Source organism: Saccharothrix sp. AJ9571, from assembly GCF_021725495.1.
Lineage (GTDB): Bacteria > Actinomycetota > Actinomycetes > Mycobacteriales > Pseudonocardiaceae > Amycolatopsis > Amycolatopsis magusensis.
Genome location: NZ_CP091382.1, coordinates 3,793,615 through 3,809,100, shown reverse-complemented (window position 1 = coordinate 3,809,100; position 15,486 = coordinate 3,793,615). Strand labels below are relative to the sequence as shown.

Here is a 15,486-nt window from a genome sequence, read left to right as displayed (position 1 = left end):
CTACTTCTTCGGGGCGGGCTTGTTGACCTTCACGGTCTCCTGCCCGACCTTGTCGGCGTCCATCGCTTCCGCCTCGGCCTCTCCCAGGGTGTGGCCCTCGGAGGTGACGAAGCCCTTCTTGAACTCCTCGACCGCTTCGGCGAGCGCCTTGGCGTCCTCGTCCTCGAACTGCTTGCTCTCGCGGATGCGGCCGAGGACCTCGCCCTTGCGGCGCAGCGAGTCGATGAACTCGTTGTTGAACCGGCGCACGTCCTCGGTGGGCACCGAGTCGTAGTGGCCCTTGGTGCCCAGGTGCACGATCGCCACCTGCTCCTCGGCCGGGATCGGCGAGTACTGCGGCTGCTTGAGCAGCTCGTACAGCTTCTCGCCGCGGTCCAGCTGGGCCTTCGACGCCGCGTCCAGGTCGGAGGCGAGGGCGGAGAACGCCTTCAGCTCCTGGTACTGCGACAGGTCGATGCGCAGCGAACCGGAGACCTTGCGCATCGCCTTGATCTGCGCCGAACCACCCACCCGGGACACCGAGATGGTCACGTCGACCGCCGGCCGCTGACCCGCGTTGAACAGGTCCGACTGGAAGAAGCACTGGCCGTCGGTGATCGAGATGACGTTCGTCGGGATGTAGGCCGACACGTCGTTGGCCTTGGTCTCGATGATCGGCAGCCCGGTCAGCGAGCCGGCGCCCAGCTCGTCGGAGAGCTTCGCGCACCGCTCGAGCAGCCGCGAGTGCAAGTAGAAGACGTCGCCGGGGAAGGCCTCGCGGCCCGGCGGGCGGCGCAGCAGCAGCGACAGGGCGCGGTAGGCGTCCGCCTGCTTCGACAGGTCGTCGAAGACGATGAGGACGTGCTTGCCCTCGTACATCCAGTGCTGGCCGATCGCGGAACCGGTGTACGGCGCGATCCACTTGAAGCCGGCGGAGTCCGAAGCCGGGGCGGCGACGATGGTGGTGTACTCCATCGCGCCCGCCTCTTCGAGGGACTTCTTCACCGAGGCGATGGTGGAGCCCTTCTGGCCGACCGCGACGTAGATGCAGCGCACCTGCTGCTTCGGGTCGCCGGTCTCCCAGTTGGCCTTCTGGTTGATGATCGTGTCCACGCAGACCGCGGTCTTGCCGGTCTTGCGGTCGCCGATGATCAGCTGGCGCTGACCGCGGCCGATCGGGGTCATCGCGTCGATCGCGGTGATGCCGGTCTGCAGCGGCTCCTTCACCGGCTGGCGCTCGACCACCGAAGCGGCCTTGAGCTCCAGCGGGCGGCGCTCGGTGGTCTCGATGTCGCCGAGGCCGTCGATCGGCTTGCCCAGCGGGTCGACCACGCGGCCGAGGTAACCCTCGCCCACCGGAACCGACAGCACCTGGCCGGTCCGCTTGACCTGCTGGCCCTCTTCGACCGTCTCCGAGTCACCCAGGATGGCGACACCGATCGACCGCGCGTCCAGGTTCAGCGCCACGCCGAGCACCCCGCCGGGGAACTCGAGCAGCTCGTTCGCCATGGTCGAAGGCAGGCCCTCGACGTGGGCGATACCGTCACCAGCGTCTAGGACGACACCGACCTCTTCCCGGCTCACGTCCGGGGCGTAACTCGAGACGTAGTTCTCGATCGCGTGGGCGATCTCACCCGAGGAGATCGTCAGCTCCGCCATGTCCGTTCCCGCTCTCGCTTCGTTCTTGCCAGTGTGCAAAGTAGTTGTGCCGGCGCTAGGCCAGCTGGCGCCGCAGTGCGTCCAGCCTGCCCGCGGCCGTGCCGTCGATGACCTCGTCGCCGACCTTGACCTTCAGGCCGCCGATCAGGGACGCGTCCACCTCGACGTGCAAGGCGATCGGCCGGGAGTAGATCCGCTGCAGCTTCTCGGCCAGCTGGGTCTGCTGCGCCTCGGTCAGCTCGCTGGCGCTGGTCACGTAGGCCACCGAGCGATCCCGCCGCAGCGCCGCCAGTGCCACCAGCTCGTCCAGCCCGGCGCTCACGCTCCGGCCCCGGTTGCGCAGCACGACCTGCTCGGCCAGCAGCTCGACCACCGGGTCCACCTTGTCCGCGAACAGCGAGCGGACCAGGGTCCGCTTGGCGTCGGCGGGCGCGGTCTGCTCGCCCAGCGCCTGTTCGAGTTCCGGCTGCCCGGCCACGACGCGCGCGATCCGGAACAGCTGGTCCTCGACCGAGTCGACGTTCCCGGCCTTCTCCGCACTGGTCAGCAGGGCGGACCGGCCGAGCGACTCGAGCCCGTCGGTCAGCTCCCGCGGGCTGGACCAGCGGTTGCCTGCCACCTCGTCGAGCACCGACAGGGTCGGCGCGCTGACCTTGCTCTCCAGCAGGCGGCGCAGGAGTGCCTGGCGCGCCTCCGGCGCGGCCGAACCGTCCGCGATCGCCCGGCGCAGGCCGAGCTCGCGGTCGAGCAGTGCCACCACGGCGAGCAGTTCCTCGCCGACAGCTGACGGGTCGGTGCCCGCCTCACCGAGGACCTCGGCGAGACGGGTCTCGACGAGGCCAAGAGCCTCCCGGCTCGCAGCGTGCAGCGTCATGCGTATCTACTTCCTGGCTCCGGCCACACCGTTGGCATCGAGTTCGGCGAGGAACCTGTCGACCGTCCCGCGGCGGCGCGCTTCTTCTTCGAGCGATTCACCGACGATCCGGCTGGCCAGCTCGACCGCGTTGCGGCCGAGTTCCGAGCGCAGTTCGGCGACGATCTGCGCTCGCTGCGCCTGCAGCTGGGCTTCGCCCTGCTGCACGATCCGGCGCTGCTCGGCTTCCGCCTCGGCCCGCAGTTCCGCCTTGATCTGCTCGGCTTCGAGCCGGGCGTCGTCGCGGATCTTCGCGGCCTCGGACCGGGCTTCGGCCAGCTGCGCCTTGTACTGCGTGAGCGCCTCTTCGGCTTCGGCCTGGGCCTTTTCCGCCTTCTCGATCCCGCCCTCGATCTTCGCCGTCCGCTCTTCGTAGAGCTTCTCGAAGCGGGGCACCGCGTACTTGCGGAGCAGGAACAGCAGGATCAGGAAGGCGATCAGGCCGAGGATGATCTCCGACGGGTGCGGAATGATCGGGTTGGGACCCTCCGCCGCCAGCACCATCTGGGTGTTCAGCACAGCGTCTCCTTACTTCTCGAAGGAGGCGGGGTCAGGACGCCAGGAAGAACATGACGATACCGATCAGCGCGAGGACCTCGACGATGGCGAAGGTGGTCCACGCGAGGCCGAGCAGCTTGCCCTGGGCCTCCGGCTGACGGGCGGTGCCGTTGATGACGGCGGAGAAGATCAGACCCACACCGATACCGGGGCCGATGGCGCCCAGGCCGTACCCGATGGCCGCGAGGCCCGGGTTGATGTCGACGGCGGCTTCGGCGGCCTGAGCGAGAACCATGTTGCTCACTTGCGTATTCCCTTTCACTCGGTCCGCAGGTGCGCGGATCGGGGGCTTGTGTGTTTCTTCTTATTCAGTGGTCGGCGGAAAGTGCCGCGCCGATGTAGTTGGCCGACAGCAGGGCGAAGATGTACGCCTGCAGGACCTGGATCAGGGCTTCGAGGAAGGTCATGGCGATGGCCATGCCGAACCCGAACACCGAGAACACCGGGAAGATCCCGCCGCCCGCTTCGAGCAGCAGGTACTCGCCACCGAGAGTGAAGACCAGGAGCAGCAGGTGGCCCGAGAACATGGCCGCGAAAACACGGAGGGCGAGCGTGGCCGGCTGCAGGATGAATTTGGAGAAGAACTCGATCGGGATCAGCAGCGGCAGCACGAAGCCGGGGGCGCCGGGCGGGATCAGCTGGTTCTTCATGTACCCGGCGAACCCGTGGCGCTTGATGCCCACGTAGTTGTAGACCGGGTAGACGATGAGAACCGAGATCGCCAGCGGGAACCCGAAGTGCGCCATCGTCGGGAACTGCACGACGGGGATGATCCCGAAGATGTTGTTCACCAGGATGAAGGTGAAGATGGCCAGGATCATCGGCACGAACGGCTTGAAGTCCTTCGAGCCGATCTGCTCGCGGGCGATGTTGTTCCGCCCGAAGTCGTAGACCGACTCGGCGATGAACTGCCCCTTGCCGGGTACGATCTTCAGCTTCCGCGACGAGACGATGAAGAACGCCGCGATGATGATCACCGAAAGGATGACCAGCAGCATCGGCTTGGTGAGAAAAGTGCCCTCGCCGAAGATCGGGCCGAGGTCGAAGTCCTTCGCACCCGGGGCGACGAACTCGCCACCCTCGGCTAGTACCAGCGCGCCCAACTGGGCTCCTTCCGGTTCTCCCGGCCGGCGTTCACTCCGCCGGGGGAATCGTCACGATCTGGACTTAACGTACCCGACACGGATCGGGCACCCGGAGGCGGATACCACTGTGGGTAGTTCAGGGCCTGACATCCCGGGATCGGCCAGCCGGACGCGGCGGGCAAGGGACCGATCGAGCTGGTTCGCCTCTTCGCGTTCCGGGGCTTTGACCCGGGAGAACGGCCTGAGCGCCGCCTCCATGCGCGGACGATACCAGCCGGTAGAACCGTGCCGTACGCCCGTACTCCTAAGTGCTGTTCAGCGGCTTGATCAGCGAGTTCGCCGCGCCGCTGTCAGGAAGCGGGGATGATCGTCGGGATCTTGGTCCGGCGGAAGGCACGCATCTCCGCGAACGCGGCCACCAGGATCACCGCGATCATGGTCAGGCCGACCGAAAGCTCGTGCAGGTAGGACACGTAGCGAAGGGCGAACATCACGCCGAAGAGGATGAACAACTTCACCGCGTAACCACCGAGCGCGACCACGAGCACGAAGCTCGGGGGCAGGTAGGCGGTCTTGCGCATCATGAAGATGGTGCCCACCGCGGACAGCAGCGCGATCACCCCGCCGATCAGCGCGCTGACCAGGCCGGGAAGGCCCTGCCACACGGCCGCGGCGACCACCGCGACGGCGACCACCGCACCCCCGGCGACCAGCATGTCCCGCTGCATCGCCCCGGCCAGCTTGAGCACGGCTTCGGCGTGCGGGTCCGGCTTTTCGGTGGCCGACTCGGGCTCGGTCGCTTCGGTGTCGCTCACCCACCCAGTGTAGAACCGCGCGGGATCGGGCCGTCACGAGTGGTCGCGAACGAGCAATTCACCCGCTATTCATCCCGCCGATGCCGGGTGCGCCGGCAATTCCGGCTGAACGCGGATCAATGGACGGAGACCGCCGTTCCCGGCTTCAGCGCGGGGAAGATCTCGTCGATCGCCTGATCGGTCAGGCGGATGCAGCCGTTGCTCGCCGGATGGCTTTCCACCGGCTCTCCGCCGTGCAAGGCGATCCCGGTGTTCGTGATGTACGAGGGCCGGTACATCGGCCCGAGTTTCGCGTACCGCCAGCCGTCGATCTGGTACTGCACGCGGAACTGCCCGCTCGGCGTCTGCTTCCCCGGTTCGTCGCGGCCGGTGGAAGCGTCGTGGATCCGCACCACGCGGCCGTTTTCCACCCGGTAGAGCACCTGCTTGGCCAGGTCCACCTCGAACCCGGGCCCACTCCCGCGCGGCACCGGGGTGACCGGCTCGCGCAACGCGTTCGCGGTGGCGCGGTCGACCTCGCCGGTGCGCGGCAGCTCGTGCACCTTCTGGAACGCGGTCACCGCGTGCTTCGTCTCGTCGTCGCTCCCTCCCACGAGGTAGCCGAGGGTCCGCAGCGACTGCTGGACCTCCGGCAGCGCCGGGATCGGCGGTTCAGGCGGGGCGAGCACCACCGGCGGTGGTGGCGGCGGTGCCGGTTCCGCCTCGACCGCCGTGCAGCCTGCGAGGAGCACCGAGAGCAGCGGCAGGTACCAACGGAGGTCACGCATACTGTCCCCTTTCCGGCTTCTGCTCGTACTTGGCGCGAAGCGGCCGGCGCGCAACGTCGTTGCGCTCGGCGGGGTTCGTGCCAAGTACCGGGTGAGACCCCCGTGGAGGCCACCACTTGCCAGGCACACCCGACGCGGCCGACGAAGACCTCGTGCCCCGCGTCGCGACCGATCCGGCCGCGCTGGACGAGCTGTACCGGCGGCACGTGCGGGCCGTGCTCGGTTACGCCACGCGCCGGATCGGCGACCCCGTGGAGGCGGCGGACGTGGTCGCCGGGGTGTGGCTCGAGGTGGTGCGGACGGCGGCCCGGTACGACCCCCGGCGCGGCTCCCCGCGAGCGTGGATCTTCGGCATCGCGGCCAACCTGGTGGCCGCGCACGGACGGCAGCGGGCGATCGAAAGCCGTGCGCTGCAACGGGTCTACGGGCAGCGCGAGCTGCGGCCCGACGACTTCGCGGAACTGGCGGACCGGATCGACGCCCAGCGCGCGTCGCCGCTGCTGCGGGCCGCGATGGCGGAACTGGCACCGGCCGAGCGGGAGTTGTTCCTGCTGGTCGGCATGGACGGGCTGAGCCCGGCCGAGGCGGCGGCGGTGCTCGGCATCGCGGCCCCGGCCGCGCGGATGCGGCTGGCGCGGGCCCGTCGGCGACTTCGGGGCGCCATGCCCCAGATCGGAAGCAGCGCATGAGCGGGGACTACGCCGGGGAACTGACCGGCTTCGAGCAGCGGCTGCTGGACGGCCTGCGCGAGGTGCGGCCCGAGCCGCCGCGCCGGAACTGGCGGCCACTGGTGGCACTGGCGGCGACCGCGGCGGTGGTGGTGGGCGCGGCGCTGGTGGTGCCGTCGGTGCTCCACCGCCCCGGACCGCCCGCTCCCCCGCTCGCGCAGCCGGTGGCCGCCAAGCCGTTCAGCTACGTCCGGGCCGTGCAGGGCACGCGGTACGTGACCATGGAAGGCGGCGGTGAAGTGTGGAGCGAGGTCCGCGCCACCGCCGAACTGTGGGTCGGCAACACACCGGCGAGCGTGCGGTCCGTGCGCCTGGTTCTCGCGCCCTACCAGCAGTTTTCGTGCACGTCCTCGGTCGCGGACTCGCTCTGCGCGGACTGGCTGGGACGGCACCAGTACCTGAACCACGAGCCGGTCGACCGCTCGCTGCCGGACGCCGTGTACCCGGTGGAACCCGGCGAGACCGGCCTGCCGGAACGGATCCGGCCACTGTTCCCCGATTCGCTGGTGACCGATCAGGCCCTGCCCGCCGAGCCGCGGGCGCTGGACGCCCGGGTCACCGAACTCGCCCGAGACTGGTACCAGCGGCACAGCAAGGTGACCGATCCCGAAGCGCGGTACCTGGACCAGGCGCGGTGGCACATGCTGGTGGAGATCGCCGGCAAGCCCGCGGCGAGCCCGGAACTGCGCTCGGCGGCGATCGGACTGGCCTCGGCGCTCCCGGTCGGCCGCACGGGCACCGGTACCGACCGGCTCGGCCGCACCGGCACGAAGCTGACCTTCGGGCACGACAGCGAATTCCGCACCGAAGTCGTCTTCGACCCCCGGACTTCGACCTTGCTCAGCATCGGGAAGTTCTCCCCGGTGCCCCCGGACACCCGGCGCCCGCCCACCCCACTCCAGGCGAGCGACTACACCCTGTTCGAACGAACCGGCACGGTCTCTTCGACCACCGAACGGCCCTAGACCCGCTGACGCGAGCGCAACCTCGGCACCGCCGACACCAGGATCGCCAGCAACAACCCGGCACCCACCAGCCAGAACACCGCGGCCGTGTCGAACAGGGTCACCGAGACCACGCCGAAGGCGAGCACCCCGGCCCACAAGTAGATGAGCATGACCGCCCGGCGCTGCGAGTGGCCGATCTCCAGCAGCCGGTGGTGCAGGTGCATCTTGTCGGCCGCGAACGGGCTTTCGCCCCGCCGGGTGCGCCGGACCACCGCGAGCAGCAGGTCGAGCAGCGGCACGAACAGCACCGCGGCCACCACCAGCAGCGGCGACAGCAGCGCCACCGTGTCGGTCGGGTCCACCTGCGAGTACGGGATCTTGCCCGAGGCCGAGGTGCTCGCGGCGGCCAGCATCAGCCCGATCAGCATCGAGCCGGAGTCGCCCATGAAGATCTTCGCGGGCTGGAAGTTGTGCGGCAGGAAACCGAGGCAGGCCCCGGCCAGTGCGGCCGCGATCAGCGCGGGCGGGTAGCTGCCCACGTCGCCGCCGGTGTCGTGCAGCACGCCGAGGGAGAACGCGCAGGTGGCCGCGGCGGCGATGAGTCCGAGTCCGGCGGCCAGGCCGTCCAGCCCGTCGACGAAGTTCATCGCGTTGATCATCAGCACCACCAGGAACACCGCGAGCAGCCCGCCCTGGTTCTTGTCCAGCACCAGCACCGAGCCGAGGCCGTCGCCCTCACCCCACGGCACCCAGAACGACACCCACTGCAGGCCGAACAGCACCAGCAGCCCGGCGCACATCACCTGACCGGCCAGCTTGGTCCAGGCGTCCAGCTCGATCCGGTCGTCCAGCGCGCCGATCAGCACGATCAGGCCGCCGCCGATCAGCACCCCGACCGGGTCCAGCGAGTACTCGAAGGCCCGCCGCAGCACCGGCAGCTGGTGGGCCAGCGCCATGCCGCCGACCACGCCGAAGTACATCGCCAGCCCGCCCATCCGCGGGATCGGGATGACGTGCACGTCGCGGGCGCGGGGATTGGCCACCGCCCCGATCTTGATCGCGAACCGGCGCACCAGACCGGTCAGGAGGAAGGTCAGCGCCGCCGCGGTGAGTCCGACGAGCAGGTACTCGCGGATCGGCAGGCCTTGGGTGATCGTGGGGGGCACGGGGAGATCTCTCAGGTTCAGGCGGACAGCACGGGGACGCCGAGCACTTCGGACACCGCGTCCACGCTCACCGCGCCCTCGCGCAGCACGAGCGGCTGGTCGCCGGTCAGGTCGACGATGGTCGACGGCACGGGCTCACCGCTCGGCCCGCCATCGAGGTAGACCGCCACCGAGTCACCGAGCTGTTCCTGGGCCTCCTGCGCGGTGGCGGCCGGCGGCTGACCGGAGACGTTGGCGCTGGAAACCGCCATCGGGCCGACCTCGCGCAGCAGCTCCAGCGCCACCGGGTGCAGCGGCATGCGCAGCATGACCGTGCCGCGGGTGGTGCCGAGGTCCCACCGCAGGCTCGGCGCGTGCGGGAGCACAATGGACAAATCGCCCGGCCAGAAGGCTTCGATCAGCGCTCTTCCCTGTGGTGGCACGCCGAGTACCAGTCCGTCCACAGTGGACCAGGAGCCGACCAGCACGCCGACCGGCATGTCCGGGCCGCGGTTCTTGGCCCGCAGGAGCGACTGCACGGCGGCGCCGTCGAAGGCGTCGGCGCCGATGCCGTAGACCGTGTCGGTCGGCAGCACCACCAGCCTGCTCGAGCGGACCGCACCGGCCGCCGCGGTCAGGCCGTCGGCTCGGGAATCGGGTTGGCTGCAGTCGTACACCGCGCTCATGCACCGCAGCCTACTGCTCCCGGTCAACCGCGACGGGCGGTGGTGAACCTGGGACGGCCGGTGAGGTCGGGGTGGCAGCGGACGTCGCTGAGCACGCGGCGCCCGGCGATCAGTTCGGGCACCACCGAACCGTGGGTGTCGTCGTGCTCGATGGCCAGGCCACCGGTGGGTTTGAGCAGGCGGGCGCCCGCGGCGACGGCGTACCGGATCACTTCGAGCCCGCCCTCCTGGGCGAAAACCGCCTGCGGCGGGTCGAAGTCGGCCACCTCGGGCGGCACCTCGGTGCTCGGCGGCACGTACGGCGGGTTGCACAGCACCAGGTCGACCAGGCCGTCCAGCTCGGCGAACATGCTGCCGTCGGCGATGTCCCCGGAGTACAGCCGGATCGCGGTGTCGCCTGCCGCCGCCCGCGCTTCGGCGTTGTGCCGGGCCCAGGCGAGCGCCTGCGGGTCGATGTCGACCGCGTAGACCACGGCGTCCGGTCGTTCGTGCGCCACGGCCAGCGCGAGCGCGCCGGACCCGGTGCACAGGTCGACCACCACCGGGTACTGCCTGCCCTCGATGATCGACAGGCCCCATTCGAGCAGCAGCTCGGTCTCCGGGCGCGGCACGAAGACCCCGGCGCCGACGTCCACGGTGATCCGGCCCATCGGCGCCCAGCCGGTCAGGTGCTGCAGCGGGACGCGCTTGGCGCGCTGGTTCACCAGCTGCCCGATGGCCTCGACCACCGGCGGGTCGACCAGCGGCACCAGCGGGAGGCGGGAGCGCTCCACGCCGAGCACGTGGGCCGCGATCAGTTCGGCGTCGGTGCGCGGGGACGCGACCCCGGCGCGTTCGAGGATCCTCGTCGCTTCGATGATCGCCAGCCGGAGGGGTTGCCGCTTCACGTCTTCCAGCCTGTCACACCACCGGCAGATATCCGGCGAGCGCACCGCGGTTGCGCCGGAGTGTGTCGATCCGCGCATCGAGCTCCGCCAGCTCGGCACGCAGGGTTTTCACCAAAGTGGGGCACAGGTCCAGCCGATCGAGGTCCTCCATCGCGCACGGCAGCACGTCGGCGATCACTTCGGTGGACAGCCCGAGGTCGAGCAACTTGCGGATGTGGCGCACGGTGGCGACCGAGTCCTCGTCGTAGCGGCGGTAGCCGTTCGCGTCGCGTCGCGCGGTGAGCAGGCCCTGCTCCTCGTAGTAGCGGAGCATCCGCTGGCTGACGCCCGTCCGGCCCGACAGTTCACCGATCAGCATGAGATCCACCCCACGTGAGCTTGCCCCTGACACCGATGTGAGTGCTTAACGTCGCCGCATGGCTGAACATTTCGCACACCTGGTCCGGGGTTCGGGCCCCGGCCTGCTGCTCGCCCACGGCGGGGGCGGCAGCATCGACGGCAACTTCGGCACGATCCTCGACGAACTGGCCCGCACGCACACCGTCGTCGGGCCGGACTACCCCGGTTCGGGCGGCACCCCGCGCAGCGAGACCCCGCTCGACCTGGACACCGTGGCCGACGCGCTGGTCCGCACGGCGGTGGACGCGGGCGTGGAGCGGTTCACCGTCCTCGGCTACTCGGTCGGGACCGGTGTCGCCGTGCGCGCCGCCACGCGGCACCCGGATCGGGTCACCGGGCTGATCCTCACCTCGGGCTTCAGCCACCCCAGCAACAAGCTGCGGCTGGCCGCCGACGTCTGGCTCGCGCTGCTGGCCCAGGACGACCGGCGATTGCTGGCGAAGTACCTGACCCTGATGGGCAGCGGGGAGCGGACGCTGAACGCGCTGAGCGAGGCCGAACTGGACGCCTCGATCGACGCGCTGGCCGAGTTCGTCCCGGAGGGCACCCCGGAGCACGTCGAACTGGTCGCCTCGATCGACACGCGCGCCGAACTGACCGGGATTTCGGTGCCCACGCTGGTGATCGCCACCACGGCGGACGCGCTGGCGTCACCCGCGCTGTCCCGGGAACTGGCCGCCGGTATTCCCGGCGCGCGACTGACCGAAATCGACGCCGGGCACAACATCGGCGGCGAAGCCCGTGAACAATGGCTGGATTCGATCCAGAAGTTCCTCTCCGAGATTGGCTGACCGATGGACCTGCAAGTGGTGCTGCCGAACGAATCCCCGGAAATGGCCCCCGGCCGTCCGGCGGACATCGCGGTGAAGGCCGAAGAACTCGGGTTCCACACGGCCTGGCTGCCCGATCACGTGCTGCCGCCGGAGGAGTACGGCAGTTTCTACGGCGGCGTGTACGAACCGCTGATCACGCTCGCGCACCTCGCCGGGCGGACCAGTCGCATCCGGATCGGCACCTCGGTGCTGGTGCTGCCGCTGCGTGAGCCGTTCTCACTGGCCAAACAGGTCGCCACCCTGGACCGGCTGTCCGGCGAGCGGCTCACCCTCGGCCTGGGGGTCGGCTGGGACCGCAAGGAATTCGAGAACGTGCACGCCGATTTCACCACCCGCGGCGCCCGCACCGACGAAGCCATCGACCTGATGCGCGCGTTGTTCCGCGATGAGCGTTCGTTCGACGGGAAGTACTACGGATTCGACGGTGGCGTGTTCGAGCCGCGCCCACGCGGAAACGTGCGGTTGATGGTCGGCGGAATCAGCGACGCGGCCCTGCGCCGGGCCGGTCGGGTCGCCGATGAGTGGCAGAGCATCGAGGCCGATCCGGAGAAGTTCGCCGCACAGGTGGCCAGGCTGCGCGACCACACCGGCCGCCCGATCCGCGTCGGCACCCGGATTTCGTGGGACGGCCTGGAACCGACCGTCACCCGAGCCCGCGCCCTCGCCGACGCGGGTGCCGATTTCCTGGCCGTCTGGTTCGGCCCGGAAGCCGACTACGAGACGCGCATGACGTCCTTCATGGAGTCGATGCGCTGAGTTCGTTGCCACGAATGTGGCTTTGGGGGCGGAATCGGCCCCCAAAGCCACATTCGTGTCGCGGCTGGCCCACCCGACTGCCCGCCACCATCCTCAACGGAGCTTCGCGCTGCTCTAGCAGTTGCTGTGGGTGGGGATGGGGGCGGCGGGGTCGAAGTACTCCGGTGGCCGCTTGGTCGCCCCACCGGCGGTCGTCATGGTGCGGTCGCTGTACGCCGGGGCCAGCAAGCCCTGTTCCATCGGCCCGCAGGCGATCGAATAGCTGTAGCCCTGGCCGAACGGGGTGTCCAGGCCGCGGTCCTCCGCCGCCCACTCCTCGCCGTCGCGGTAGTTGAAGTCGAGGTCCCACCGGGCGCCGGTGATCACGTCCAGCGGGGTGGTCGCCTGGCTCGCGTCGTCGATGTCGAAGGCGTAGGAGAACACCAGGTTCGTCCGGATCAGCAACTCGTCCGGCTCCTCACCCGGCTCGACGCGGATGGTGCCGTTGATCTTGGGCTCCACGGGCAGCAACCGGAAACCGGGCGCGAGCTTGGTGGCGTAGGCATCCGGCCAAACCTCGGCCTCACCCAGTTCGGCCCGCAGCCGGTCGCGCGAGCTGGGCGCGAGCGGCGCCAGCAGCGGCTCCACGTCCGCGCCGGTCAGCACCTGCCGGTTCACCCGGCCCGCCACCAGGAACTCCTTGACCTTGCCCAGCGCGGTCCCCACCTGCGCGGCGGTGAACCCACCGGTGGCGACCGGCTCCGGCAGCCGGATGGCCGCCTCGCCCTCGGCCCAGTCCTGCGCGGGAGTGTCCAGGAACGGCCGGCTCTTGTCCAACGACCACGTCGCCTGCACCACATCGGCGTCGGTGCCCACCGGCTGGGGCTCGCGGGCCGCGCGGGCGTAGTAGACGCCCACCCCGGCGGCGGCCACCACGACCACCGCCAGCGCGACCAGCCGGGCTCGGCCGCGCTTCTTCTTCGGTACGCCTCTTTCGGGCAGGATCGTGCGGCCGTACTGATCCGTCTGCATTCGTCCCCCTGTGCCGAGTTCGGCTTCTTGATCGGCGGGCGGGGGTGGTTCGTTAGCCGGAGTGGGCGGAGAGGCGTTCGTCCCGGTCGGCGGAGCGCAGGGCGTCGAGCACGCCGTCGAGGTCGCCGTCGAGCACCTGGTCGAGGTTGTAGGCCTTGTAGTTGACCCGGTGGTCGGAGATCCGGTTCTCCGGGAAGTTGTAGGTGCGCACCCGCTCCGAGCGGTCCACCGTGCGCACCTGCGAGCGGCGGGCGTCCGAGGCCTTGGCCGCGGCCTCCTCCTCGGCCATGGCCTGCAGCCGCGCCTGGAGCACCTGCAGCGCCCGCGCCCGGTTCTGGATCTGCGACTTCTCGTTCTGGCAGGAGACCACGATGCCGGTCGGCAGGTGCGTGATGCGCACCGCCGAGTCCGTGGTGTTCACGCTCTGCCCACCGGGACCGGACGAGCGGAACACGTCGATCCGCAGGTCGTTCGGGTCGATCTCGACCTCGACCTCCTCCGGCTCCGGGTAGATCAGCACGCCGGCCGCGGAGGTGTGGATGCGGCCCTGCGACTCGGTCGCCGGCACGCGCTGCACGCGGTGCACCCCGCCCTCGAACTTCAGCCTCGCCCACACGCCGTCGGCGTCGGCGCCCTTGCTCTTGATGGACACCGTGGCGTCCTTGAAGCCGCCGAGGTCGGAATCCACCGAGTCGAGCACCTCGGCCTTCCAGCCGTGCCGCTCGGCGTAGCGCAGGTACATGCGCAGCAGGTCGCCCGCGAACAACGCGGACTCCTCGCCGCCCTCCCCCGACTTGATCTCCATGACCACGTCGGAGCTGTCGTAGGGGTCGCGCGGCAGCAGCAGCTCGGTCAGCCGTGCCTCCAGCACGGGGACGCGCTCGGCCAGCTCCTCGGCCTCGGCCGCGAACGCCGCGTCCTCGGCCATCTCCCTGGCGGCGGCCAGGTCGCCCCGGACGCCGTCCAGCTCACCGATGACCCGGACCACCGGGGTGAGTTCGGCGTAGCGGCGGCCGAGCTTGCGCGCCCGGCCCTGGTCGGCGTGCACCGACGGGTCCGCGAGCTGCTTCTCCAACTCGGCGTACTCGTCGAGCAGCCCGCGCAACGAACTCGAATCCACGGTTTGTCCTTCTGCTGGGAGCGGCTGACACGAAAAACGGCGCCCACCCGCTGTGCGGGTGGGCGCCGTCGGTGAAGCTACTTGGCGTCGGCGCTCTTCTGCCGCTTGCCGTAGCGAGCCTCGAAGCGCGCGACCCGGCCACCGGTGTCGAGGATCTTCTGCTTGCCGGTGTAGAACGGGTGGCAGTTGGAGCAGATCTCGACGTGGATGTCGCCGCTCGTCTTGGTGCTACGAGTGGTGAAGGTGTTGCCGCAGCCGCAGGTCACGTTGGTGACCACGTACTCGGGGTGAATGCCGCTCTTCATGGTGTCCTCTCTTGGCTGGCCGCCGGGTCCCCGGGAGCTCCACGGGGTGAACCGGAGCCGGACGTCAGCGGGTGATTCTGCCAGACGCGCTGGTACCCGGTTCAACAGGGCCGGGCCCGCGGCTATTCCCCGGCTTGTACGGATCTTGTACATCTTCACGAGAAGGTGCCGTTGTTGGTGATTCGGCAACTTCGACATGGAGGAGTGAACGATGCGCACCAGGAGACTGCTGATCGGGGCCGCGGCGGCGGCCGCGCTGGCGAGCGCGGCGGTGGCCCCGGCCCAGGCCGGCCCGCTCTCGGCGGAGATCACCGCCGCGGACGTCAACCCGGCCGCTGGCACGTTCACCACCGCGCCGGAGTCGGACCTGTCCGTGCTCGGCGCCGGGGACGGCACGCCCGCGGGGGCCGTCGCGTGGTTCAAGGCGAAGATGGGGAGCACCGCCTACCAGGGCTACTGCGAGAAGGCGGTGGAGAACGCCTACGGCACCACCGGCGTCTGGGCCTCGGCGAACGCGCACTGGTACGGCGCGAGCCCGAAGCGCACCGACAGCAGCAGGCCGCCGAAGGGTGCCTTCGTGTACTGGAACATCAGCCAGTGGGGGCACGTGGGCATCGCCGACGGCAGCGGCGGCATCTACGCCACCAGCATCGGCGGCAGGATCGGCCACGCCTCCAGCGTCAACTACTTCAACAACTACCGCGGCTGGACCCCGGCCGCCGTCCCGCACCAGTAGCCTTTCGAATGCTATGAGTGGGGCATTACTAGCGTTCAATGCAAGTAATGCCCCACTCATAGCATTGACGGCGCGGCCACAAGCTCCCCGGTGGGGACCGGAGGGAGCACGAAGGGGCGGCACCAGTGCGGTGCCGCCCCTTCGTGTGTGCGTCGGT

General features: G+C 69.8%; 19 protein-coding genes. 5 read left to right on the top strand and 14 right to left on the bottom strand.

Going from position 1 to position 15,486, the window contains the following annotated elements; all coding sequences use genetic code 11:
• From atpA to L3Q67_RS17260, 7 genes are all read right to left on the bottom strand, one after another.
• Window positions 1-1,638 (bottom strand): F0F1 ATP synthase subunit alpha, encoded by a 1,638-nt coding sequence (atpA, locus tag L3Q67_RS17290; protein ID WP_499190471.1) that lies wholly within the window; start codon window positions 1,636-1,638, stop codon window positions 1-3.
• Between the two features lie 55 nt (window positions 1,639-1,693).
• Window positions 1,694-2,512, bottom strand: a complete 819-nt coding sequence (locus L3Q67_RS17285; RefSeq protein ID WP_499190470.1) for a F0F1 ATP synthase subunit delta — start codon at window positions 2,510-2,512, stop codon at window positions 1,694-1,696.
• Between the two features lie 6 nt (window positions 2,513-2,518).
• Complete coding sequence (locus L3Q67_RS17280; RefSeq protein ID WP_499190469.1) at window positions 2,519-3,070, bottom strand: F0F1 ATP synthase subunit B family protein; 552 nt, start codon at window positions 3,068-3,070, stop codon at window positions 2,519-2,521.
• A 31-nt stretch (window positions 3,071-3,101) separates the two neighbouring features.
• Window positions 3,102-3,353, bottom strand: coding sequence for an ATP synthase subunit C-like protein (locus L3Q67_RS17275; protein WP_113694160.1), 252 nt, complete (start codon window positions 3,351-3,353; stop codon window positions 3,102-3,104).
• 64 nt (window positions 3,354-3,417) lie between these two features.
• Window positions 3,418-4,212 (bottom strand): F0F1 ATP synthase subunit A, encoded by a 795-nt coding sequence (atpB, locus tag L3Q67_RS17270; RefSeq protein WP_209662162.1) that lies wholly within the window; start codon window positions 4,210-4,212, stop codon window positions 3,418-3,420.
• A gap of 332 nt (window positions 4,213-4,544) precedes the next feature.
• Window positions 4,545-5,009 (bottom strand): Cg1360 family ATP-synthase-associated protein, encoded by a 465-nt coding sequence (locus L3Q67_RS17265; protein WP_282773373.1) that lies wholly within the window; start codon window positions 5,007-5,009, stop codon window positions 4,545-4,547.
• 116 nt (window positions 5,010-5,125) lie between these two features.
• Window positions 5,126-5,776 (bottom strand): L,D-transpeptidase family protein, encoded by a 651-nt coding sequence (locus L3Q67_RS17260; protein WP_499190468.1) that lies wholly within the window; start codon window positions 5,774-5,776, stop codon window positions 5,126-5,128.
• 116 nt (window positions 5,777-5,892) lie between these two features.
• Between L3Q67_RS17260 and L3Q67_RS17255 the strand changes: the two genes are divergently transcribed.
• Window positions 5,893-6,465, top strand: coding sequence for an RNA polymerase sigma factor (locus L3Q67_RS17255; protein ID WP_499190467.1), 573 nt, complete (start codon window positions 5,893-5,895; stop codon window positions 6,463-6,465).
• Window positions 6,462-7,469 carry a hypothetical protein gene (locus L3Q67_RS17250; protein ID WP_499190466.1) on the top strand — a complete coding sequence of 336 codons (1,008 nt, stop codon included), beginning with the start codon at window positions 6,462-6,464 and terminating at the stop codon, window positions 7,467-7,469. Before L3Q67_RS17255 ends, L3Q67_RS17250 begins: the two co-directional genes overlap by 4 nt.
• On the opposite strand, the gene L3Q67_RS17245 is transcribed toward L3Q67_RS17250, so the two are convergent.
• The 4 genes from L3Q67_RS17245 to L3Q67_RS17230 are packed head-to-tail and all read right to left on the bottom strand — an operon-like array spanning window position 7,466 to window position 10,527.
• Entirely contained in the window at window positions 7,466-8,617 is a 1,152-nt protein-coding gene (locus L3Q67_RS17245) for a glycosyltransferase family 4 protein (RefSeq protein WP_499190465.1), read from the bottom strand. The two genes, L3Q67_RS17250 and L3Q67_RS17245, sit on opposite strands and share 4 nt — an antisense overlap.
• Before the next feature lie 17 nt (window positions 8,618-8,634).
• Entirely contained in the window at window positions 8,635-9,282 is a 648-nt protein-coding gene (locus L3Q67_RS17240; RefSeq protein ID WP_209662167.1) for an L-threonylcarbamoyladenylate synthase, read from the bottom strand.
• 23 nt (window positions 9,283-9,305) lie between these two features.
• Window positions 9,306-10,169 (bottom strand): peptide chain release factor N(5)-glutamine methyltransferase, encoded by an 864-nt coding sequence (gene prmC / locus L3Q67_RS17235; protein WP_423583983.1) that lies wholly within the window; start codon window positions 10,167-10,169, stop codon window positions 9,306-9,308.
• 13 nt (window positions 10,170-10,182) lie between these two features.
• Window positions 10,183-10,527 (bottom strand): MerR family transcriptional regulator, encoded by a 345-nt coding sequence (locus L3Q67_RS17230; protein ID WP_499190464.1) that lies wholly within the window; start codon window positions 10,525-10,527, stop codon window positions 10,183-10,185.
• A gap of 58 nt (window positions 10,528-10,585) precedes the next feature.
• Here L3Q67_RS17230 and L3Q67_RS17225 point away from each other — a divergent pair, with 58 nt between their 5' ends.
• Both L3Q67_RS17225 and L3Q67_RS17220 read left to right on the top strand, forming a co-directional pair.
• On the top strand, window positions 10,586-11,359 hold the full coding sequence (locus L3Q67_RS17225; protein ID WP_499190463.1) for an alpha/beta fold hydrolase: 774 nt from the start codon (window positions 10,586-10,588) through the stop codon (window positions 11,357-11,359).
• Between the two features lie 3 nt (window positions 11,360-11,362).
• Window positions 11,363-12,157 (top strand): LLM class oxidoreductase, encoded by a 795-nt coding sequence (locus tag L3Q67_RS17220; protein ID WP_499190462.1) that lies wholly within the window; start codon window positions 11,363-11,365, stop codon window positions 12,155-12,157.
• A gap of 114 nt (window positions 12,158-12,271) precedes the next feature.
• Here the strand turns inward: L3Q67_RS17220 and L3Q67_RS17215 are convergent, their stop codons facing one another.
• From L3Q67_RS17215 to rpmE, 3 genes are all read right to left on the bottom strand, one after another.
• Window positions 12,272-13,168 (bottom strand): hypothetical protein, encoded by an 897-nt coding sequence (locus L3Q67_RS17215; protein ID WP_499190461.1) that lies wholly within the window; start codon window positions 13,166-13,168, stop codon window positions 12,272-12,274.
• A 52-nt stretch (window positions 13,169-13,220) separates the two neighbouring features.
• Window positions 13,221-14,288 (bottom strand): peptide chain release factor 1, encoded by a 1,068-nt coding sequence (prfA, locus tag L3Q67_RS17210; RefSeq protein WP_499190460.1) that lies wholly within the window; start codon window positions 14,286-14,288, stop codon window positions 13,221-13,223.
• A 77-nt stretch (window positions 14,289-14,365) separates the two neighbouring features.
• Window positions 14,366-14,593, bottom strand: coding sequence for a 50S ribosomal protein L31 (gene rpmE / locus L3Q67_RS17205; RefSeq protein ID WP_209662174.1), 228 nt, complete (start codon window positions 14,591-14,593; stop codon window positions 14,366-14,368).
• A gap of 211 nt (window positions 14,594-14,804) precedes the next feature.
• Between rpmE and L3Q67_RS17200 the strand changes: the two genes are divergently transcribed.
• A complete protein-coding gene (locus L3Q67_RS17200) occupies window positions 14,805-15,329 on the top strand; it encodes a CHAP domain-containing protein (RefSeq protein WP_499190459.1) in 525 nt (174 codons plus the stop codon).
• The last annotated feature ends 157 nt before the right edge of the window (window positions 15,330-15,486 follow it).